Origin of the sequence: Hydrogenophaga sp. RAC07 (assembly GCF_001713375.1) — a bacterium.
In the GTDB taxonomy this organism is placed as follows: Bacteria; Pseudomonadota; Gammaproteobacteria; order Burkholderiales; family Burkholderiaceae_C; genus Hydrogenophaga.
Genome location: NZ_CP016449.1, coordinates 1,326,334 through 1,347,764, shown reverse-complemented (window position 1 = coordinate 1,347,764; position 21,431 = coordinate 1,326,334). Strand labels below are relative to the sequence as shown.

Genomic DNA, 21,431 nt, shown 5'->3' with positions numbered 1-21,431 from the left:
TCGGGGCGCGTGCAGTCAACTACCTGACGCGCCCGCCCAGTGGTGTCCAGCGCAGCACCTTGCTCAGGCCATCGCGGCCACTGGCCGCCCGGCCCACCAGGGCCGTGCCCGCCAACATGCCGAGCGAGCGAACCGCAAACGACGGACTCTTGCGCGTGAGCGCCCAGGCAGCGAGCCCTGCGCCCAGCACCAGCCAGTGTTCGCCGGGGATACCGTCGCGGGCGTCATCCATGGCCTTGAGATGCTCAATGGAGGATGGTTGGGAATGATCGACGTCGCTGCGGCTGGTCATGGGCATGGTGCTTCTCCGTGGGTGCATGAAGCAGCAACACTATCGGATTGCGAAGAACGACGCTGTTCGCAAACGCACGCTTTGCGTCGCACCCTCCAGCGGGAGCGACCTCAGTGGCCCGCCAGAAACCGCTGCACCAGCTCGAACTGCTCGGGCACGTTGAGCGCCGGCGCATGCCCGCATCCGGCGATGGTCACCACCAGCGCGCGCGGCCCGCGGTCGCGCATGGCCTCTGCCGTGTCGGCCAGCAGCAGATCCGAGTCGGCGCCGCGCAGGCACAACACCGGCACGTCGATGCGCTCGAAGGTCGGCCACAGTTCGTAGTCGGCTGGGTGGTGCGTGAACTGCTGGACCATCGCCGGGTCGTAGTGCGGCGTCACGCGGCCGTCGGGCAGGCGGCGGGTGGAACTCTCGGTGAGCAGCGTCCACTGCGCATCGCTCAAATATCCATAGGGCTTGTAGATGGTGCGGAAGTACTGCTGCAGCTCACCCACGGTGTCGAAGGCGGCCGGGTTGCCGGCGTAGCTGCGGATGCGCGCAATCGCCGCGTCCGCCGTCTTGGGGCCGATGTCGTTGAGCACCAGCCGTTCAATGCGTCCGCGCAGCGCGCCGGCCGCGCACACCATGCCGATGGCGCCGCCCATGGAGGTGCCGACCCAGTGGAAGCGCTGCAGGCCGAGCTGGTCCACCAGTGCGGTGGCAATGCGGCTGTAGAAGTCGAGGCAGTACTCGGTCTCGGGCTTCGGGCTCCACTGGCTGAGACCGCGGCCGATGGTGTCGGGGCAGATGACACGCCAGCCTTGTGCGCTCAGGTGCGCGGCCAGCGGGTCCATGTCGCGCCCGGTGCGGGCCAGGCCGTGCCATGCGACCACCACGGGGCCAGCTGCGATTTCGGGTTGCCAGTCCATGAAGTGGATCTCGCGGCCTTCGCACACGAGGTAACGCGAGCGCGGCACCACGGCGGCTTGCGGTTTCATTTCAGTCCCTTCAAGCGCACCAACGCCGCGCGCTCCCTGAGCTTGCCCACCACGCCGGTGGGAAAGTAGTAGACCGAGAGCACGAACAGCACGCCCAGCCAGAGCAGCCAGCGGTCGGGCGTGAGCAGCGCGGGCAGCAACGGGATGCCTTCGGTGGCGGTGCCGGCCACGCGCAGCAGGTCCTGCAGGTAGCTCTGTGCCAGCACAAAGATCACGCTGCCGATGAGTGCACCGTAGAGCGTGCCCATGCCGCCGATCACGACGATGAGCAGGATGTCCAGCATGATCTCGAACGAGAGCGAGGTGTCGGGCCCCTGGTAACGCAGCCAGATCGCGAGCAGGCAGCCGGCGAGCGTGGCGAACGAGGCCGACAGCACGTTGGACAGCGTGCGGTACACCACCGTGCGGTAGCCCAGCGCCTCGGCGCGGAAGTCGTTCTCGCGGATGGCCTGCAGCACACGCCCGAACGGCGAATTCACGATGCGCAGAATGGTCAGGAAGATCGCGGTGACGGCCACAAAGATCAGGTAGTAGGTGATCAGGCGGCCGTTCAGATCGACCTCGCCCAACGGTGTGACCAGCGGCGTCTCCCGCAGCATGAAGCCGGGCGAGAGCAGCTCGGGCACGCGGAAGCTCAGGCCGTCTTCGCCGCCGGTGAAGTCGGAGAGTTGCGAGGCCAGCGTGAGGAAAGCCGAGGCCACGGCCAGCGTGATCATGGCGAAGAAGATCGCCTTCACGCGCAACGAGAACAGGCCGATGAGCAGCGACAGCAGCAGCGAGATCAGCAGCGCGCAGAACACCCCCACGGCCAGCGCACCCCAACCCGCCTGCTCGGCCGAGTTCAGCGAGATCGCCACGCCATAGGCGCCGATGCCGAAGAACATGGTGTGGGCAAAACTCACGATGCCGGTGTAGCCCAGCAGCAAATCAAAGCTGGCCACCAGCGCCACGAAGATCAGCACCTTGGCCGCCACGTTGAGCGCCTTCACGCCGGGGAACAGGAAAGGCGCGAACAGCAGGCCGAGGAACAGGACCACCAGCAAGGCGGTGAGCCAGCGGCTGCGCGGCAGGTCGTTGGAAAGGAGTCGGGACATCATGTTCGGCTCCTCAGCGATTGGTCACGGGGTACACACCCTGCGGCCGCCACAACAGGATGGCCACCATCAGCGCGATGTTGGAAAACAGCGCGACCTTGGGCGCCAGGAAACCGGTGTAGTTCGCCATCAGGCCCACCAGCAGCGCGCCGATGAGCGCACCCGTGGTGGAGCCCAGGCCGCCGATGATGATGACGATGAAGATCAACACGTTGACCTGCGCGCCCATCTGCGGCAACACGGTCTGCTGGTACAGGCCCCACATCACGCCGCCCAGGCCGGCCAGCGCACTGCCCACCACGAACACGCCGATGAAGAGCTGGCGGATCCGGTAGCCGAGCGACTCGACCATCTCGCGGTCCTGCACGCCGGCGCGCACCAGCAGGCCGACCTTGGTGCGGTTGAGCGTCCACACCATGGCCGCGAACACGGCCGCGCCCACCAGCACCGCGAGCAGGCGGTACTTCTCCACCGCGGCGTCGCCAAAGATGAAGGAGCCTCTCAAACTCTCCGGCAGCGGCAGCGCGATCTGCCCCGGGCCCCAGATGACCTTGATCATCTCTTCGCCAATGATCATGCCGCCCATGGTGATGAGGATCTGCTTGAGGTGCATGCCGTACACCGGGCGGATGATGAGGCGCTCGAACACCCAGCCCAGCGCTCCGGCCACCGCCATGGCCACCAGCATGGCCGGCAGCAAGGCCATGAGGTTGAGCCAGAGGCTGTCGGCCTGGGTGTAGCTGGTCATGCTGGCCAGCACCGTGGTGGCCACGAAGGCACCGAGTGCGATGAACACGCCGTGGCCGAAGTTCAGCACGTCCATGAGGCCAAACACCAGCGTGAGGCCCGAGGCGATGATGAAGATGATCATGCCCATGGCCAGCCCGGCCACGGTGAGCGTGATCCAGGTGGAACCGCTGCCCACGGCGGGCAAGGCGATGAGCGCGAGCGCGGGCACGAGCGCGAGCGGCTTCCAGTCGAAGTCGGCTTTGAGGAGTGTCATTGGTGTGATCCCAAAGAGAGACCGAGCAATCGGGACTGCATGGCTTCATCGGCGGCCAGTTCGGCCATCGAGCCGCTGTGCACCACACGGCCGTCGTCCATCACGGCCACGGAGTCGCCGAGCTGGCGCGCGAAGTTGAAGTTCTGCTCGACCAGCAGGATGGTGGTCTGGGCGGCCTTGAGTTCGCGGAAGGCCGCGATCATGTTCTGGATGATCGCGGGCGCCAGGCCCTTGCTGGGCTCGTCGATCAGCAACAACTTGCGCGGCTCGACGATAGCGCGCGAGACCGCCAGCATCTGCTTCTGCCCGCCGCTCAGCTTGCCGGCGGGGTGCAGCCAGAACTTCTTGATGGCGGGGAACAGGCCGAAGATCCATTCGAGCCGTGTGGTGTCGATGTCGTCGAGCGTGCGCGCGCCGCGCGCGGCGAGCAGCATGTTCTCGCGCACCGAGAGGTCGGAGAAGATGCCCATGCTCTCGGGCACGTAGGCCACGCCGCTTTGTACGGTGTCGGGTGTGGGCTGCTTCGTGATGTCCACCCCATCCAGCGTCACCGTGCCCTGGCTCGCGTGCCACAGGCCCATGATGGTGCGCAGCGTGGTCGTCTTGCCCGCGCCGTTGCGGCCGAGCAGCATGGTGAGCTGGTTGGCCGGCACCACGAGGTCCACGCCGTGGAGGATGTGGTACGCGCCGATGTGGGTGTGGACGCCACTCAAAGTCAAGAGGTTGCTCATGCAGCCTCCTCTTCGGTCGGGTTGATGCCGAGGTAGGCCTGCTGCACCACGGGTGACGCAATGACTTCGGCGGGGTCGCCGTCGGCCACCAGTTCGCCGTTGTGCAGCACGATGATGCGGTCCGAGAGTTCGCGCACCACATCCATCTTGTGTTCGACCAGCAGGATGGTCTTGGTCTTGTCGTTCTTGAGCTGGCGAATCAGGTTCAGCACCACCGGCACCTCGTCCACGCTCATGCCGGCGGTGGGTTCGTCGAACATGAACACCAGCGGATCGAGTGCCATGAGGATGGCCACTTCCAGCTTGCGCTGGTCGCCGTGCGGCAGGCTGCTGGCCAGTGCGTCGCGCTTCTCAATCAGTGACACCGTCTCCAGCACTTCGTCGGCGCGCTCCAGCAGGTCACGACGGTCGCTCCAGATGCGCCACAGGTTCAGCCCGGCCTTCGCCTTGGCCTGCACCGCCAGGCGCACGTTTTCCTGCACCGTCAGGTTGGGAAACAGGTTGGTGAGCTGGAAGGCGCGGCCCAGCCCGGCCTGCGCACGCGCCGGCGCACCGAGCGACGAGATGTCGTGGCCACCGAGACGCACGCTGCCCGCGCTGGCCTTGATCTGCCCGGAGATCAGGTTGAAGTAGGTCGTCTTGCCGGCGCCGTTGGGGCCGACGATGGCGGTCAGCGTGCCCGGCGCGAACGCGCAGGAGACAGCACTCACCGCCACGTGCCCGCCGAAGCGGACCGTGAGGTCTTGGGTTTCAAGCATTGAAGGACTCTCCGCATGAGGCAGCGGTGTGCCGTGAGCCGCAAGTGCGGCGAACTTCCAGAAACACCGCGGAACCGGCTCCGCCGGGCCGCAGGTGTTGTCCCCCTTTCAAGGGGGAAGCCGCGTGAGCGGCGCAGGGGGTTCTTACCTCTTGTTCCGGATGGGAATCGCCAAGTCTTCAGGCTTGATCTCCCGCACCAGCTCAGGCACACCCCACGCAAACGCGGGGTCCACCTTGATCTTGAAGTGGTACATGCTCTGCATGGCCTGGTGGTCTTCCTTGCGGAAAGTCATCTTGCCCTTGGGCGTGTCGAAGCTCATGCCCTCCATGGTGCTGATGAGCTTCTCGGTGTTGGTGTCGCCATTGGTCTTCTTGAGCGCCGTCACCACCGCCATCGCCGCCGAAAAACCACCGGCCGTGAAGAAGTCCGGCGGCGCCTTGAACTGCTTGTAGTGCTCGGCCACCATGGCGTCGTTCACCGGGTTCTTCGGGATGCCGAAGTAGTAGTACAGCGCGCCTTCCATACCGGGGAACTGCTTGTAAGCCACCATGGCCGGCAGGATGTTGCCACCCGTGGCGAGCTTGATGCCGTAGCGCTTTTCCAGGTCCATTTCGGCGATCTTGGAAAACGGCGTGGGCGCACCCGACCAGCCCACCGAGATGTACTTGGTGCCCGGCTGGTCCTTGAGCTTGTCGACGATGCGCAGCAGGCCGGCGGTGAAGTCGGTCGTGCCCACGGGCAGGTATTCCTCGTGAACGATCTTGGCCTTCTTCATGAAGTCCTTGGTGGCCTTCACGCCGTCGCGACCAAAGGCGTTGTCGTTGGCGAGCAAGGCCACCACGTTGCCTGGCTGGTCCAGCGCCACGGCGTTGGCGGCGGCGTCCTGGCTGCTGTTGCGCCCGGTGCGGAAGATGTACTTGTTCCACTTGTCGCCGGTGATCGAATCGGCCACGGCGGGCTCGACCAGCAGGATCTTTTTGTATTCCTCGGCCACCGGCAGCATGGCCAGCGCCACGGGCGAGGCGGTCGGGCCAATGGCCAGGTCCACCTTGTCGTCGGCATACGCGGCGGCGAGCAGGCTCTTGCCCACGTCGGGCTTGCCCTGGTCGTCCTTCTCGATCACGACGAGCTTTTTGCCCGCGACCATCATGGTGCCTTGGGTGGCGTAGTTCAGGCCCATCATCAGGCCGGCCTGGGTCTGCTTGGCGTAGGCCTCGAGCGGGCCGGTCTTGCTGTGGATGTGGGCGATGCGGATCTCGCCCTTGTTGGCTTGAGCCATGGCCATCGAGGCACCGAAAGCGGTGGTGCAGGCGAGCGCGATGACCGCCAGGCGGCGGGTGGGGTTGGTCATGTCTTGTCTCCTGGTTTTTGAACGGATCACAGCCTTGGGCCGTGTTCAGACATTGCAGGCTTCGTGCCAGTGCGCACGGCCGTTGATTTCGCTGGGCTTTTTCAGGTCAACCCGATGAACCGCCTGAATTTCAGACGCATCACCCAAGTCCAATTGCCTGAATTTCAGTCGATTGTCTGAACTTCAGACGCCGATCCCATGGTGGCGAGCCGGTCGTACAGGCTGGCGCGCGAGATGCCCAGCAACCTGGCGGCGGCCGTGCGGTTGCCACCCGTGTGCACCAGCGCCTGCGCGATGGCTCGGTGCTCCAGCTCGGCAATCTGCTCGGGCAGCGGGCGCACGGCATCGGTCACAGCGGCGCGCAGCGGCAGGCGCACGGCGGCGGCCGGAGCGAGCGCAGGCAGCCCGGCCTCCTGCAACACCAGGCCCACCTGCGAGCCCGCGATGTGGTGCGTGTCGCTGCGCAGCGCGAGCTGCTCCAGCACATTGCGCAGTTCGCGGATGTTGCCGCGCCAGGGCTGCGCGGCCAGCAGGGCCTGCGCGTCGGCGGACAGCTCCAGCTGCGCGCCACCGCCGCGCGCGGCGATGTCTTCGCACAGCGCTTCGATCAACAGCGCAATGTCGTCCTGCCGCTCACGCAGCGGGGGCACACGGATCGGCAACACGTTGAGCCGGTAGTAGAGGTCTTCGCGAAAGCTGCCGTCGCGCACCATCTGCTGCAGATCGCGCGAGGTGGCGGCCACCACGCGCACGTCAAACGACACCAGCTTGTTCGAGCCCAGCGGCTCGATCTCGCCCTCCTGCAAAGCGCGCAAGAGCTTGACCTGCACCGACATCGGCATGTCACCCAGCTCGTCGAGAAACAGCGTGCCACCGTCGGCCAGTTTGAATTTGCCGTCGCGGCCCTTTTTGTCGGCGCCGGTGTAGGCGCCCGGCGCCACACCGAAGAACTCGGCCTCGAGCAAGGTGTCGGGCACGGCAGCCATGTTCACACTCACAAACGGCCGGCCGGCGCGCGGCGAGGCCGCGTGGATCGCGTGCGCCAGCAGTTCCTTGCCGGTACCGGTCTCGCCCAGCAGCAACACCGGGCTGGCGGACTGCGCGGCGCGCCGCGCCTGGCGTTTCACCTCGAGTGCGGCGGCGCTGCTGCCCACGAAGCTGGCAAAGGTGTACTTGGTGCGGCGCTGGCTGGCGAGTTCGCGGCGCGCATCGATCAGGTCCTGCTCCAGGCGTGCGAACTTGGAAATGAGGGGCTGCAGCGTGGTCTCGGGATGGTCGAACAGCACGATGCCGAGCACGCCGATGACTTCGCCCGCGTCGTCGCGCAGCGGAATGCGGCTGACAACAAACGTGCCGGCCTTGTTGGTCAGCAGGTCGATGAGGATGGGTTTGCCGGTGGCCAGCACCTGGTGCATCTGCGTGTTCTGCACGACGCTGGAGACCGGGTGGCCGACAAAGTCTTCTTCGCGCTGGAACCCGAGTGCAGGCAAAAAACGGCGGTACTGGTCGTTGATCCACACCACGCGGGCATTGCGGTCGACCAGCATCATGCCCTCGCTGGCGTTCGCAAACAGGTCGAACATGGACCTGGCGGCCAGTTCAAGAATGCTTTGCGCGTCGCGCGGAAGTCGGTCGTCCCGGATCATGCTGGGATGGTACCCCCGGTGGGTATCGGGTCCATGAGGTGGAACCCCCTGCTTTCTCCGGCCGGCTTTCTCCGGTGGGTCCGGTCATCGGCAAGCAAACATCACTTCAGGCTCGCGGGCGCGGCGTGCGCTGCGCAGCGGCGTAAAGGAGGAGGCGGCGCCAGCCGCCGGGGGACAGCCGCGGAGCAGCGCACGCCGCGTCCGCGAGCCCTCGAGGTGCCACCCTAAACAGCAACCCGCCGCGCCAACAACCGAGGCACCAGCAACACCAACACCACCACCGCCAGCAACGTGGCCGACATCGGACGTTCCAGAAACACCATGAAGCTGCCCTCGCCGATGGACAACGCGTTGCGCATCTGTGCCTCGGCCATCGGGCCCAGGATCAAACCCACGATCACCGGTGCCGTGGGGAAGTCGTAGCGGCGCATCACCACACCCAAGAGACCCAGTCCGTACATCAGGAACAGGTCGAACGAACTCTGGCGCATGCCGTACACGCCCACCGTGGCGAAGATCAGGATGCCGGCGTAGAGCTGCGGGCGCGGGATCTTCAGCAGCTTGACCCAAAGCCCCACCATCGGCAGGTTGAGCACCAGCAGCATCACGTTGCCGATGTAGAGCGATGCGATCAAGGCCCACACCAGCGCCGACGAGGTCTGGAACAGTTGCGGACCGGCGTTGATGCCGTAGTTCTGCAGCGCGCTCAGCAGAATGGCCGCCGTCACCGAGGTGGGAATGCCCAGCGTGAGCAGCGGCACCAGCGTGCCGGTCACGGCAGCGTTGTTCGCCGCCTCGGGGCCGGCCACGCCTTCAATCGCGCCCGTGGTGCCGAACTCGGCCTTGTGCTCGGGGCTGGCCAGCTTGCGCTCGGTGGCGTAACTCAGGAAGGTGGGGATCTCGGTACCGCCGGCCGGGATGGTGCCGAACGGAAAACCGATGGCCGTGCCGCGCAGCCAGGCGGGCCATGAGCGGCGCCATTCGCTGCGCGTCATGTGGGCGCGGGTCATCTTGTTCATCATGGCCGGGCTGCGGCCTTCGTACAGCGCGTTGTAAAGCGCCTCGGCCACGGCAAACAAGCCCACCGCCACCAGCACCACCTCGATGCCGTCCATGAACTCCAGCACACCAGCGGTGTAGCGCACCTGCGCGGTGATCTGGTCGATGCCGATCAGGCCCAGCGCCAGGCCGAAGAACAGCGCGGTGAGGCCGCGCAGCGTGCTCTGGCCCAGCACCGCGCTCACGGTGGTGAAAGCCAGCAGCATCAGGCAAAAATATTCTGGCGGGCCGAGTTGCACCGCGAACTGTGCGAGCACCGGCGCGAACAGCGTGACCAGGACGGTGGCGATGGTGCCGGCCACAAACGAGCCGATGGCCGCGCTGGCCAAGGCCGCGCCGGCACGCCCGCTCTTGGCCATCTTGAAGCCTTCGAGCGCGGTGACCATGGTGCCGGTCTCACCCGGCGTGTTGAGCAGGATCGACGTGGTCGAGCCGCCGTACATGGCGCCGTAGTAGATGCCGGCGAAAAAGATCATCGAAGCCGTGGGTTCAACCTGGCCCGTGATGGGCAACAGCATGGCCACGGTCACGGCCGGGCCCAGGCCAGGCAGCACGCCGATGGCCGTGCCCAGCGCGCAGCCGGCAAACGCCCACAGCAGGTTGATCGGGGTGCCGGCGGTGGCAAAGCCGCCCAGCAATTGGGTGAAGGTGTCCATCATGGTGGTGCAGCCTTGGCGTTCAGATCCAGCCGCCGGCCGTGATGCCCGGCAGGTTCACCGCGAGCAATTTGGTGAAAAGCCAGTACACCGGTGCCGCGATCAGCATGCCGGTGACCGCGTCTTTCGCGGTCTGGCTCAAATTGCCGGCCGGCTTGCCTTCGCTCGCGCGCAGGCCGCGAACCGCGAACACAAAACACAGCGAACAACTCAGGATGAAACCGATGGTGGTGATGAGCGATGCGTTGAGCAACACACCGGCGGACACCCAGGCGAGCGCGCGCCAGTCGCCACGCGCCGCGCCCGAGGGCTCTTCCATCTGGCGGTAACCGCCGGTGAGCACCTCGCGGATCAGCATCACGCCGCACAGGCCGAGCGCCGCGCTGATCACCCAGGGCAAAAAATTGGGGCCGACACCGGCATAGCCCGCGTCGGAAGGAATGTCCATCGCACCCCAGGCCAGCACCGCCGCCACGATGAGGGCGCCGATGCCCAAGGCGAGCTGGCCGGGACGGTGGTTGGCGGGTGCCTGGGGTTCAAAGGAATCCATGTCCATGCTCACAAAAAGTTGGCGGGGCCGCAGCCCTCACCCCTGCCCTCTCCCAGAGGGAGAGGGAGCGAGAGAAGCAACCCCGTCCAGGGACATCGAGGGTCCGGCTCCGCCGGCCCCAGATGCCGTCCCCCTCCCGGCGCCGCAGGCGCGCCAGAGAGGGAGAAGCCGCAAAGCGGCGCAGGGGGTGCTTCCGGGTTCAGACCATGCCGGCGCGGACCATGGTGGCACGCAGCGAGGAAAAGTCCTTGTCCACGAATTCGTCAAACGCCTTGCCGGTCAACAGCGCGGGCGTCCAGTTGTTTTTCTCCAAGGCAGCCGCCCAGGCCTTGCTCTGCGTGGCCTTGACCACCATGGCGGTCAGCGCGTCGCGCTGGGCCTGGGTGATGCCGGGCGCGCCGTAGACGCCGCGCCAGTTGCCGATCTCCACGTCGATGCCCTGCTCTTTCAGCGTGGGCACGTCGATGCCCTTGACGCGCTGCGCCGATGTGACAGCGATCGCGCGCATCTTGCCGCTCTCGATGTACTGCTGGAATTCGCTGAAGCCGCTGCCGCCCACGGTGACGTTGCCGCCCAGGATGGCCGCCACTGCTTCACCGCCGCCACGGAAGGGCACGTAGTTGATCTTGGACGCGGGCACGCCGACCGACTGCGCGATCTGCGCGGCGGCAATGTGCTCGGTGGCGCCGCGCGAACCGCCGCCCCACTTGATGCTGCCCGGGTCCTTCTTGAGCTGCTCGACCACGTCCTTCATGGTCTTGTAGGGTGAGTTGGCCGGCAGCACGAACACGTTGTACTCGGTGGTGAGACGGGCAATGGGCGTGAGCTGGGTGACGGACACCGGTGGCTTGCCGGTGATGATGCCGCCGAGCATGACGGCGCCCATGACCATCAACGCGTTCGGATCGCCTTTGCTGGCATTGAAGAACTGGGCCAGGCCAATGGCGCCAGCCGCACCGCCCTTGTTTTCGAACGTGACCGAAGAGGCCACACCTGCGTCGCGCAGGGCTTCGCCCAGCGCACGGCCGGTGCCGTCCCAGCCGCCCCCGGGGTTGGCGGGGATCATCATCTTGATGTTGGCATTGGCCCAGGCCACGTTGGGCAAGGCGCCGGCGGCGGCCAGGGCGGCCAGGGATTTGAGGAAGGTGTCGCGACGCATGGTGTGTCTCCTGCTGTGTGTGATCTGACGTTGTGATCTTGCGGCTGATCCCTGTCAATCCGCTGTCCCGCGAGCTAGGGAAAACCCTGCATCGCGAGACTGGGGTGATCAGAAGCGGTGGCGCAAGCCGACCTGGATGCCGTTGGAATTCGATCCCGCCACCGGGCTGTTGAAGCCCAGCGCGGAAGCGGTGTCGTTGTCCACCGCAGTGAGGTGCCCGTAGATGGCGGTGCGCTTGGACAGGTTGTGGCTGGCCTGCAGCGTGTAGAGGCGCGCGTCGTCGCTGGCGGCAGCGGCCGAACCGTTCACGTCCTTGGCCTGCGCCGCGCCCACCGACACCGTGGTCTCGCCAAACTTGAACGCCGCGGCCAGACCATAGACCTTGAGCTTCTTCGCGGCCTTGTCTTCCGCGTCGTAATAGGCCGACAGCTTGAAGCTGCCGAAGTCGTAGGCACCCGCCAGCAGCACCGCGTCGCGGCCCTGCTTGCCGGCGAGCACGCCGTCGGCGTCGGTCACCTGCATCAGCGAAATGCCGGCGGTCAGTGGCCCATTGGCGTACAGCGCGTGCGCGCTGACCTGCTTGGCGAAGTCCTTGCTCGGATCGGTGGCGGCACGCCCGTCGCCCAGGCTGTGCTGCAGCTGGAACACGGTGTTGGCCACGATCGGCGAGACGTAGGTGATGGCGCTGTCCACCCGGTTGTAGTCACCGTTGCCGATGATGGGCACCACGCTCAGCACGTCGTAGGTCTTGGTGCCGACGATGCCGGCGATGTCGTCCATGGGCGTGTACTGGCGGCCCAGGCGCACCGTGCCCCAGCCAGCGCCCAGCCCGACGAAACTCTGGCGACCAAAGGCCCGACCGCCCTGCCCCTGCGTGCCCGATTGCGCGTTGATGCCGGACTCCAGCACGAACGTGGCCTTGAGGCCGCCGCCCAGGTCTTCCGTGCCGCGCACACCCCAGCGGGAACCTTGCTGCTGGCCCGACGCCATGCGGGTGATCGAGGTCGCGCCTTTGAGGCGCTCCAGCGCCACGTCAACGACGCCGTACAGGGTCACGGACGACTGGGCAAATGCCAGCCCGCTGAACAGCCCCAGAACGCCCAGGGCGATCGCATTTTTTTTCATATAGATCTCACGAATGGATGGACAACTCCGCAATTTGACTGCCTTGTCCGCTGCGGCAATCGGACAGGCTGCATGCTCGGTTCACAGGCTGTCAGTCCGCTGTCCATCGCATCCGTACAAACCCTGTGGAGCGCTCGGACAGCGAGGAGCCCGTGCCCATAATCGAGGCTCATGAAACTGCTGCTGATCGAAGACAACGCCACCATGCAGACCACCCTGCGGCGCAGCTTCGAGCGGCGCGGTGTGCAGGTGCTCGGTTGCGAGGACGGCGCCCGCGCGCTGGCCCTGTGGCAAGCCAGCCTGCCCGATGCGGTGTTGCTCGACCTGAGCCTGCCCGGCCTGGATGGCCTGGAGGTGCTGAGCCAGGCGCGCGCTGCCGGGCTGAAAACACCCGTGATCATCCTCACCGCGCGCGGCACCGTGGGCGACCGCATCCTGGGCCTGAACACCGGCGCGGACGACTACCTGCCCAAGCCGTTCGACCTCGACGAACTCGAAGCGCGCCTGCGCGCCTTGGTGCGCCGCTCGGGCAGCGCCGACCACGCCGCGGGCAACGCCGGCCGCGGCCCGGTGTGGTGCGGCATGCATGTGGAGAAGGACAGCGGTGCCGTGTACTTCGCCGGCCAGCCCATGGAGCTGGCGCCACGCGAGCTTTCCCTGTTGCAGGCCCTGCTCGGCAAACCCGGACACGCCATCGCCAAGGAACGCCTGTTCGAACTGGTGTTCCCCGGCGAAAGCCAGGTGCAACCCGAAGCGATCGAGGTGGTGGCCTACCGCCTGCGCAAGAAGATCGCCCACACCGGCGCGCAGCTGGTCACGCTGCGTGGTCTGGGGTATCTGCTCAAGGCCGAGACCTGATGGGCGTTTTTGTGTCCGGGGCTGGTTCTGCCCGTTCCCGTGCCCACCGGCCACGCGCCCTCTCGCTGCGACGCACCCTGTTGCTCGGCATCCTGCTGCCGGTGTTCGCCTTTGTGCTGATCAACACGGTGGTGCTGTACCGCCAGGCACTGGCCGCGGCCGACACCGCCTACGACCGCACCCTGCTCGCCACCGCCAAGTCGCTCGGCGAACAGCTGCGTGTCACCGGTGCTGGCAGCGAACTGCGGGTGGAATCCACCGTGCTCTATTCGGCGCTGGAGGCCTTCGAGGCCGACAACCGCAGCCGCATCTTCTACCGCGTGAGCGGCCTGCAGGGTGAACTGGTCTCGGGCTTCGACGACCTGCCGCCGGGGCGCAGCGACATTCCGCAGAAGAACCTGTATGCGGCGCTGGTGAACTTTTACGACGACCAGTACCAGGGCGTGCCTGTGCGCATGGCCGTGTTGCTGCAACCGGTCTCGGGCGTTTACGAACAGGGCATGGCCACCATCCAGGTGGCCGAGACGCTGGAGCTGCGCGAGACGCTGGCGCGCCAGATCCTGATCGACACGCTGTGGCGCCAGGCCGCGCTGGTGCTGGTGATCGCGCTGGTGGTGGTGTTCGTGGTGCAGCGCGCCACGCGCCCGGTGCGCGCGCTCAGCAGCGCGCTGGGTGCACGCAGCGAAAACGACCTGTCGCCCCTGCCCACCGAAGGCGCCCCGCGCGAGCTGCTGCCGTTGCTGGACGCAACCAACCAGCACATGCAGCGCCTCTCGCATCTGCTGGAGCACCAGAAGCGCTTTGTGCGCGACACCTCGCACCAGTTGCGCACGCCGCTAGCCGTTCTCAAGACGCAGGTGCAGTCGGCCCAGCGCGGCGATGTGGAGCCGCGCCAGGCGCTGGATGAAATCGGCCACACGGTGGAGCGCGCCACCGAGCTTGCCAACCAGATGCTGGCGCTGGCCAAGGTGGAGCAACTGCGGCAGGAGAAAAGCACACCGGTGCACGACTGGTCGGCCGTGGTGCGGCTGGTCGCGCTCGACCTCTCTGCGCTCATCGCCGAGCGCTCGCTCGACTTCTCCATCACCACCCAGCCGGCGCCCGTGCGCGCCCACGAATGGGCCCTGCGCGAACTCAGCCGCAACCTGCTGCACAACGCCATCAAGAACACGCCCCCGGGCTCCGCGCTCACCGTGGCGCTGGTGGTGGATCCGCAAACCGCCGCGCTCACCATCAGCGACGAAGGCCCGGGCATCTCGGCCGCGCTGCGCGAGCGGCTGTTCCAGCCCTTCGCCACCGAACACCGCCAGGCCAGCAGCGCGTCGGGCTCCGGACTGGGCCTGGCGATCTGCCGCGAAATCGTGCAATCGCTGGGCGGCGCCATCGATCTCGACAACCGAATCCATTCAGGCCAGGTGCGCGGACTCGACGCCACCGTGCGCCTGCCCCTGGCCCCACCCGACACGCCTGCATGAAACCCGCCCGCACCGAACCCGCTTCCACCAAGGTCCGACTGGACAAATGGCTCTGGGCCGCACGCTTCTACAAGACGCGCGGGTTGAGCAGTGAAGAGATCGACAAGGGTCGCGTGAAGCTCAACGGTCAACTCGCGAAACCGTCGAAAGACGTGAAGACCGGCGACATGCTGGAACTGCGCATCGGCCACGAGGTGCGCACGGTGGTGGTCAAGGGGTTGAGCGGCGTGCGCGCTGCAGCGCCGGTGGCCGCCTTGCTGTTTGAAGAAACAGCCGCCTCGCTGGCACAACGCGCGGCCAACGCCGAGTTGCGACGACTCGCACCCGAGCCTGCACACAGCCAGACCATGGGACGCCCGACCAAGCGGGACCGGCGGGACATCGAGGGGCTGCGCGATGCGCCGCCGCGAGGCGAATGGAACGATCGCTGGAGCGCGTCGCTCGACGATCTGGACTAGCCCTTTCTGAGCCCCAGCCACATCACCGTGGCCACCACCAGCAGGCCTCCAGCCACCTGCACCGCCGCGATCGACTGGCCGAGAATCGCCCAGGCCAGCACCAGCGCGAAGATGGGCTCGATGTTCATGATGGCCGAGTTGCCGACCACGCCCAGCTTGGGCAGCACGGTGAACATGATGGTGAAGGCGGTGCCGTAGAGCAGCGTCAGGCCGAACAATCCCCACCAGCCCACGGGCGCTTGTGGCAAGGCCAGGCCGCCCTGCAAACCACACGCAATGAGCGCCATGACACCCACGATGGTCATGGTGGTGGCGGTGCGCAGACGGCCGTCGAGGTCACCCGTCTCGTGCTGCGTGATCACCAGCGCCAGACCAAAGGTGGCCGCCGCCGTGAGTGCAAATGCCACGCCCACACCGATGCGGGCCCAGTGCCCCGATGCGCCCAGCCCCGACGCCGCGCCGGACACATCAAGCGCCAGCGCCAGCCCAATCAGCATCACCGGCATGGCGCGCAACACGCGGGGCTGCGGGCGCTGGCCGTAGACCACACGCGCCCACAGCGCCGTCCACAGCGGGTAGGTGTTGAAGGCCAGCAAGGCCAGCGCCACCGGCAGCCGCGCCACCGAGGCATAGAGGCACAGGCTCTGCACACCCACCAGCAAGCCGATGGCGGGCAAGGCTTTGCGGTGCCGGGCTTGCAAACTCACCGGCACGCGGTAGACCAGCAGGATCAGGCCCACCACCAAGGCCGTGACGCCGCTGCGAAACGCCACCGCAGTGGCCACGCTCACACCGTTGTCGAACGCCAGCCGGGCCGCCACGTGGTTGGCGCCCATCATGAATGCGATGAGCAAGAGCGTGGCAAAGGCCGATGTGGAGAGGGAAGCGGTGGGGGTGGGGGGTGTGGACATGCCGACATTCTGCAGGGTGCAGGCTGTCAGAGATCCAGCACCAGGCGCGCGCTGCAGGCACGCGAACAGCACGGCAGAAACTGGTCGTTGCCGGCCTTCTCCTCGGGTGTGAGGTAGAGGTCGCGGTGGTCGGGCGTGCCGGCCTTCACACCCGTGAGGCAGGTGCCGCACACACCTTGTTCGCACGACATGGGAATGTCCAGGCCGGCTGCTTGCAGGGCCGCCAGCGCGGTCTGGTCGGGCTTGACCACGATCACCTGGCCGCTGCTGGCAATCTCCAGCTCGAAGCTGCCGTCGCCGCTGGTGTCCACCGGCGCGGCGCCGAAAAATTCGAAGTGCAGCCGCGCCTCGGGCCAGCCTTGTGCGCGGGCGGTGCCGAGCACCGCGTCCATGAAACCCTGTGGTCCGCAGGTGTAGAGATGGGTGCCTGGCGCAGCCTGCTGCAGCAAGGCGGCGATGTCGAGTTTCTGGGCCGCGTCGCCGTCGTCAAAGTGGTGGTGCACCTGCTGCGCAAAGGGCGAGGCCGCCATGCGTTCCACAAAGGCCGTGCGCTCGCGCGAGCGGCTGGCGTGGTGCAGCTCGAAGCTGGCACCGTCGCGCGCGAGCTGCTCGGCCATGGCCAGCAGCGGCGTGATTCCGATGCCACCGCCCAGCAGCAGGTGGTGCGCCGCGTCCGTGGCGAGTGGAAAGTGGTTCTTGGGCGTGCTGATGTGCAGCGTCGAGCCCTCGGTCACGGCGTCGTGCACCGCCTGCGAACCACCGCGCGAGGCGGCGTCGCGCAGCACCCCGATCTGGTAGAGCGCCGGGTTGCCGGGCGGGTTGCACAGCGAGTACTGGCGCACCAGCCCGTTGGGCAGGTGCACGTCGATGTGGGCGCCTGCGCTGAAGGCCGGCAGGACATGGCCCGGCTCGGCCACCAGGTCCAGGCTGCAGATGTCCAGCGCCTCGGCGCGCTTGCGCGCCACGCGCACCAACAGGGGAGTTTGGGGGTCGCTCATGGTGTTGTCTCGCTGGGTGGGTCAGGCGGGAGCGCCCTGCTCCGCCGCAATCACGCGCTCGATCACCTTGCGCGACTGCACGCCACCGGCATCGATGTTGAGCTTGAGCAGCTTGCGCTCGGGGAAGTCGCTGATGTTGCGCTGCTGACGCTCCAGCATGTCCAGGTCTTCCGAAAAGATCTTGCCCTGGCCTTCACGGATCTGCGCGGTGAGCGCCTTGTCGCCCGGATTGAACTTGCGCGCCATGCCCCAGAAGTAGTGCATGGAGGTGTCAGTCTCGGGCGTGATGAAGTCCACCACCACGCTGTAGACCTTGTGCTCGGCCGGTGCTTCGACACCACCGTGACCTGCATGGGCCACGCCCACCTCGATCATCACGTGGCTCGGTGGCGTGAAGCGGCAGATTTGCCAGCGGTCCACCGGCACATCATCGGCCAGGTGGTTGGCGCGCAGCGCGGATTTCCAGAACGGCGGCGCTGTGATGTTCTCCATGAAGCGGCTGGTGATCACGTTGTCGCCGTCGACCACGGTCTTGCACGGCACCTCGTCGATCTCCTTCTGACCGATGCTGGTGGAGTGCACATAGGTCTCGTGCGTCAGGTCCATGAGGTTGTCGACCATGAGGCGGTAGTCGGCCTTCACGTGGTAGAGCCCGCCGCCGTAAGCCCACTCGGGGTTGTCGTACCACTCCATGTGCGGGATCAGCGAGGCATCGGCCTTGGCCGCGTCACCGGGCCAGACCCAGACGAAACCGTAGCGCTCTTCCACCGGGTAACTGCGGATGGCCGGGAAGCCGCCCACGCGCTGGCCCGGCATGGCGATGGTCTTGCCGTCGCAGCCCATTTCCAGACCGTGGTAGCCGCAGACCAGCTTGCCTTCGCACACGTAGCCCAGCGAAAGCGGCGCGCCGCGGTGCGGGCAGAAATCCTCCACCGCGGCCACCTTGCCCTGCAGCGCGCGGTAGAACACGATGCGCTGGTTGCAGATGGTGCGGCCCAGCGGTTTTTCGTCGATCTCGTCGGCCGTGCAGGCCACGTACCAGGTGTTGGTCGGGAACATGGGATGTCTCCTTGGGTTGAACGAACCGGATTCATTCAGTATGCTGAATGACTATCAGTATACGGAATGTCGCACCCAAAAAAAAGAGGGTTGAAGCTAGGGTTTACCCGAATTTTTGGACTTCGCCGCGGTTTCGTTGAGCTGCACGAACTTGCGCAGCAGGCGCAAAAACTCGGCCTGCTCGGTCGGCTCCAGCGGCGCCAGCAACTCGCGGTACATGGGCGCCACCTTGGGCAGCATGTCGGCGAGCACGGCCAGGCCCTCGGCCGTGAGCGTGAGGCTGCGCTGGCGGCGCGGCAACAGCTCACGCACGATCCAGCCCTTGGCTTCGAGCCGGGTGGCGATGTCGGCGGTGGTGGAGGTGTCCAGCGCCACCTTGTCGGCCAGCGTGACCTGGTCCATGCCGGGCGTGTCCTGCAGCGCACGCAGGATGGCGTACTGCACCGGCGTGATCTGGCGGCCGTGGGTGTTGTGGAAGGTCGAGACCGCGACCTGGTGCGCGCGCCGGATCAGGTGGCCGGGTTCGGCGTGCAGCTCAACGCCGCTGTCGGCAATGGGGCTGGCTGCGGAGCGGGCGGTGGCTGAGCGGGGCGGGGTCATCGGGTGGGTCCACTGTGAGCAATGTGCGGGACTATAGGCCAGCCACTGGCGGGGTCGCTTCCATAATCGGCCCTCCCCGCCCGTCGTCCCACCCTCTGCATGCACACCGCGCCCCCACTGGTCGATCAGCTCAAGCCGCTGCGTGCGCTGTGCGCCGTCGCGGCCACCGGCAGCACGGTGGCGGCCGCAGGTGCGCTGCACCTGTCGCAGTCGTCGGTGGTGCGGGCCATCCAGTCGTTGGAAACGGACCTGGCGGGCGCCCTCTTCGAACGCTCTGCCCGGGGCATGGAGCCCACGCCCATGGGGCAGGAGCTGGCGCTGCGGGCCTCGCGCGGCCTGGGCCACCTCGCGCAGGCAGATGCGCCCGCGCGCCGGCACGCCAGCACCGACGCGCTGGCCTGGACCTTCAGCCGCCTGGCGGCCGGCGTGGGCACGCGCCACATGGTGGTGCTGCTGTCGCTGGCGCAAACCGCTTCGGAAACGGCCAGCGCGCTGGCACTGGGCATCAGCCAGCCGGCGGTGCACCAGACGCTGGCCCAGCTGGAACACATGGCCGGCGCCGCGTTGTTCGTGCGGGCACGCAAGGGCCTGCGCCTGACCGAAGCGGGCGAAGTCACGCTGCAGGCCTTCAAGCTGGCGCGGGCCGAACTGCAGCAGGCGGGCGACGCGCTGGCGGCGCAACGTGGCGTGGTGCAAGGGCGATTGGTCATCGGCACGCTGCCGTTCTCCACCGGGCGCCTGCTTTCCGGCGCGGTGGACCGCGTGCTGCAGGTCCACCCCGGGCTGGCCATCACCATCGTGGACGGCACCTACGACGCCTTGCTGCACCAGCTGCGCCAGGCCGACATCGACTTCATCGTGGGCGCGCTCCGGCCCACGTTGACCGGCGCCGACCTGGCGCAGGAAACCCTCTTCCTCGACCGCCTTGCGGTGGTGGCGCGGGCGGCGCACCCGCTGGCCGGGCGGCGCAACCTGAGCTGGCAGGACCTGCGCGGCGCGGGCTGGATCATGCCGATGCCGAACACGCCCGCGCAGGTGGCGTTCGAGCAGGCGCTGAAGGTGGCGCGCATCCCGATCCCGGCCGATCCGCTGCGCGTCAACAGCGCGCTGATGATGCAGGCCCTGCTGGCGCAAAGCGATCGCGTGGCACTCATGTCGCCGCGCCAGGTGGACGCCGAGATCCGCGCTGGCCTGCTGGTCCAGCTGGGTGTGGCGGTTCGACACGAGCCGCGCATGATCGGGCTGGTGCGGCGCGCGGACTACCTGCCCACGCCGGCGGCGCAGTCGCTGATGGACGCACTGCGCAGCGTGGCCCGGGAGATCGCCGGCGACGCTGAAGCCGAAACTTGAAATAAGCAGAATGCATAGTTGATCCGGCGAAAGCATTGGACCTTTCCCTGCGCCAGGGGGATCATGCGTGGCCTGTGAAGCCGCCAGCACGCAGCGGCATGCATACGGGAAAACCCGCAATCCACCGGAGACACACCATGCAGAAACGCCACTTCATCCGCACCGCCGTTGCCCTCGCGCTCGTGGGGTCCCTCGGCCATGCCGCCGCTCAGGACAACACATTCAAGATCGGCCTGATCCTGCCCATGACCGGACCGTTTGCCTCCACCGGCAAGCAGCTCGAAGCCGCTGCCCGTCTCTACATGGCACAGAACGGTGACACCGTTGCCGGCAAGAAGGTGCAGCTGATCGTGAAAGACGACACCGGCGCACCCGACGTGACCAAGCGCATCGCTCAGGAGCTGGTGATCAACGACAAGGTGCAGGTGCTGGCCGGGTTCGGCCTCACGCCGCTGGCCTTTGCCACCGCACCGGTGGCCACGCAATCCAAGACACCGCTGGTGGTGATGGCCGCGGCCACCTCCAGCATCACGGAAGCGTCGCCCTACATCGTGCGCACCAGCTTCACCGTGCCGCAGGTGGTCACCGTGCTGGCCGATTGGGCGACCAAGAACAACATCAAGCGGGTGGTGACGCTGGTCACCGACTACGCACCCGGCGTGGATTCCGAGAAGTTCTTCAGCCAGCGCTTCCAGGCCAACGGCGGCGTGGTGGTGGAGTCGCTGCGCGTGCCGCTGCGCAGCCCCGATTTCGCGCCCTTCCTGCAGAAGGTGCGTGATGCCAAGCCCGACGCGCTATTTACCTTCGTGCCGTCGGGTGCGGGTTCGGCGCTGATGAAGCAGTTTGCCGAGCGCGGCCTGGACAAGGCCGGCATCCGCATGATTGCGGAAGGCAGCGTGACCGATGACGACATCCTCAACGGCATGGGCGACGTGGCCCTGGGCGTGGTCACGGCCCACCACTACTCGGCCGCGCACAACTCGCCGCTGAACAAGAAGTTTGTTGAAGCCTTCGGCAAGGCCAACAACGGCATGCGCCCCAACTTCATGGCCGTGGGCGCCTACGACGGCATGCGCGTGATCTACGAAGGCGCGAAGAAGACCAAGGGCGAAGGTGGCGAGGCCTTGCTCAACGCCATGAAGGGACAGGTCTTCGAGAGCCCGCGCGGCCCGATCTACATCGACGCGCAGACCCGCGACGTGGTGCACAACGTCTACGTGCGAAAGGTCGAGCGGATCAACGGCCAGATGTGGAACACCGAGATCGAGACGGTCACCGACATGAAGGACCCGGGCAAGGCCAAGTAAGCCGCGCCCGAC

21 protein-coding genes are annotated in these 21,431 nt (G+C 66.8%); 5 read left to right on the top strand and 16 right to left on the bottom strand.

The genetic code is table 11. The features are described 5' to 3' along the window. Window positions 1–19: 19 nt before the first annotated feature. From BSY239_RS06285 to BSY239_RS06230, 12 genes are all read right to left on the bottom strand, one after another. Entirely contained in the window at window positions 20–298 is a 279-nt protein-coding gene (locus BSY239_RS06285) for a hypothetical protein (protein WP_156775424.1), read from the bottom strand. A gap of 104 nt (window positions 299–402) precedes the next feature. Further along, window positions 403–1,269, bottom strand: coding sequence for an alpha/beta fold hydrolase (locus BSY239_RS06280; RefSeq protein WP_069046091.1), 867 nt, complete (start codon window positions 1,267–1,269; stop codon window positions 403–405). Next, window positions 1,266–2,366 (bottom strand): branched-chain amino acid ABC transporter permease, encoded by a 1,101-nt coding sequence (locus BSY239_RS06275; protein ID WP_069046090.1) that lies wholly within the window; start codon window positions 2,364–2,366, stop codon window positions 1,266–1,268. Before BSY239_RS06275 ends, BSY239_RS06280 begins: the two co-directional genes overlap by 4 nt. 10 nt (window positions 2,367–2,376) lie before the next feature. Continuing rightward, the gene (locus BSY239_RS06270; protein ID WP_069046089.1) at window positions 2,377–3,366 is read right to left on the bottom strand and encodes a branched-chain amino acid ABC transporter permease; all 990 of its coding nucleotides are present in this window, start codon (window positions 3,364–3,366) and stop codon (window positions 2,377–2,379) included. Continuing rightward, on the bottom strand, window positions 3,363–4,097 hold the full coding sequence (locus tag BSY239_RS06265) for an ABC transporter ATP-binding protein (RefSeq protein ID WP_069046088.1): 735 nt from the start codon (window positions 4,095–4,097) through the stop codon (window positions 3,363–3,365). The genes BSY239_RS06270 and BSY239_RS06265 overlap by 4 nt, the downstream gene beginning before the upstream one ends. Then, window positions 4,094–4,855, bottom strand: a complete 762-nt coding sequence (locus BSY239_RS06260; protein WP_069046087.1) for an ABC transporter ATP-binding protein — start codon at window positions 4,853–4,855, stop codon at window positions 4,094–4,096. Before BSY239_RS06260 ends, BSY239_RS06265 begins: the two co-directional genes overlap by 4 nt. Before the next feature lie 144 nt (window positions 4,856–4,999). Further along, on the bottom strand, window positions 5,000–6,208 hold the full coding sequence (locus BSY239_RS06255) for a substrate-binding domain-containing protein (protein WP_069046086.1): 1,209 nt from the start codon (window positions 6,206–6,208) through the stop codon (window positions 5,000–5,002). A gap of 164 nt (window positions 6,209–6,372) precedes the next feature. Beyond that, window positions 6,373–7,854 (bottom strand): sigma-54 interaction domain-containing protein, encoded by a 1,482-nt coding sequence (locus BSY239_RS06250; protein ID WP_069046085.1) that lies wholly within the window; start codon window positions 7,852–7,854, stop codon window positions 6,373–6,375. Between the two features lie 224 nt (window positions 7,855–8,078). Continuing rightward, complete coding sequence (locus BSY239_RS06245; RefSeq protein ID WP_069048821.1) at window positions 8,079–9,569, bottom strand: tripartite tricarboxylate transporter permease; 1,491 nt, start codon at window positions 9,567–9,569, stop codon at window positions 8,079–8,081. A 22-nt stretch (window positions 9,570–9,591) separates the two neighbouring features. Beyond that, complete coding sequence (locus BSY239_RS06240) at window positions 9,592–10,119, bottom strand: tripartite tricarboxylate transporter TctB family protein (RefSeq protein ID WP_069048820.1); 528 nt, start codon at window positions 10,117–10,119, stop codon at window positions 9,592–9,594. 199 nt (window positions 10,120–10,318) lie between these two features. After that, complete coding sequence (locus tag BSY239_RS06235; RefSeq protein WP_069046084.1) at window positions 10,319–11,278, bottom strand: Bug family tripartite tricarboxylate transporter substrate binding protein; 960 nt, start codon at window positions 11,276–11,278, stop codon at window positions 10,319–10,321. Between the two features lie 108 nt (window positions 11,279–11,386). Next, window positions 11,387–12,403, bottom strand: coding sequence for a porin (locus BSY239_RS06230; protein WP_069046083.1), 1,017 nt, complete (start codon window positions 12,401–12,403; stop codon window positions 11,387–11,389). 171 nt (window positions 12,404–12,574) lie between these two features. On the opposite strand from BSY239_RS06230, the gene BSY239_RS06225 reads away from it, so the two are divergent. Genes BSY239_RS06225 through BSY239_RS06215 form a run of 3 tightly spaced genes read left to right on the top strand, consistent with a single transcriptional unit; the run spans window position 12,575 to window position 15,194 of the window. After that, a complete protein-coding gene (locus BSY239_RS06225; protein ID WP_069046082.1) occupies window positions 12,575–13,261 on the top strand; it encodes a response regulator transcription factor in 687 nt (228 codons plus the stop codon). Then, on the top strand, window positions 13,261–14,736 hold the full coding sequence (locus BSY239_RS06220; RefSeq protein ID WP_069046081.1) for a sensor histidine kinase: 1,476 nt from the start codon (window positions 13,261–13,263) through the stop codon (window positions 14,734–14,736). The genes BSY239_RS06225 and BSY239_RS06220 overlap by 1 nt, the downstream gene beginning before the upstream one ends. Beyond that, window positions 14,733–15,194: an RNA-binding S4 domain-containing protein gene (locus BSY239_RS06215; RefSeq protein WP_069046080.1), complete on the top strand. Its 462-nt coding sequence runs from the start codon at window positions 14,733–14,735 to the stop codon at window positions 15,192–15,194. The genes BSY239_RS06220 and BSY239_RS06215 overlap by 4 nt, the downstream gene beginning before the upstream one ends. Here the strand turns inward: BSY239_RS06215 and BSY239_RS06210 are convergent. The 4 genes from BSY239_RS06210 to BSY239_RS06195 all read right to left on the bottom strand — a co-directional run bounded on the left by BSY239_RS06210 (window position 15,191) and on the right by BSY239_RS06195 (window position 18,762). After that, window positions 15,191–16,105 (bottom strand): DMT family transporter, encoded by a 915-nt coding sequence (locus BSY239_RS06210; RefSeq protein ID WP_069046079.1) that lies wholly within the window; start codon window positions 16,103–16,105, stop codon window positions 15,191–15,193. The two genes, BSY239_RS06215 and BSY239_RS06210, sit on opposite strands and share 4 nt — an antisense overlap. 26 nt (window positions 16,106–16,131) lie before the next feature. Continuing rightward, window positions 16,132–17,103: a PDR/VanB family oxidoreductase gene (locus tag BSY239_RS06205; protein WP_069046078.1), complete on the bottom strand. Its 972-nt coding sequence runs from the start codon at window positions 17,101–17,103 to the stop codon at window positions 16,132–16,134. A gap of 21 nt (window positions 17,104–17,124) precedes the next feature. After that, window positions 17,125–18,162, bottom strand: coding sequence for an aromatic ring-hydroxylating dioxygenase subunit alpha (locus tag BSY239_RS06200; RefSeq protein WP_069046077.1), 1,038 nt, complete (start codon window positions 18,160–18,162; stop codon window positions 17,125–17,127). Between the two features lie 96 nt (window positions 18,163–18,258). Continuing rightward, window positions 18,259–18,762: a MarR family winged helix-turn-helix transcriptional regulator gene (locus BSY239_RS06195; protein WP_069046076.1), complete on the bottom strand. Its 504-nt coding sequence runs from the start codon at window positions 18,760–18,762 to the stop codon at window positions 18,259–18,261. Between the two features lie 99 nt (window positions 18,763–18,861). Here BSY239_RS06195 and BSY239_RS06190 point away from each other — a divergent pair, with 99 nt between their 5' ends. Together BSY239_RS06190 and BSY239_RS06185 are read left to right on the top strand one after the other, a co-directional pair. Next, window positions 18,862–20,112: a LysR family transcriptional regulator gene (locus BSY239_RS06190; RefSeq protein ID WP_069046075.1), complete on the top strand. Its 1,251-nt coding sequence runs from the start codon at window positions 18,862–18,864 to the stop codon at window positions 20,110–20,112. Between the two features lie 137 nt (window positions 20,113–20,249). After that, a complete protein-coding gene (locus tag BSY239_RS06185) occupies window positions 20,250–21,419 on the top strand; it encodes an ABC transporter substrate-binding protein (RefSeq protein ID WP_069046074.1) in 1,170 nt (389 codons plus the stop codon). Window positions 21,420–21,431: the final 12 nt, after the last annotated feature.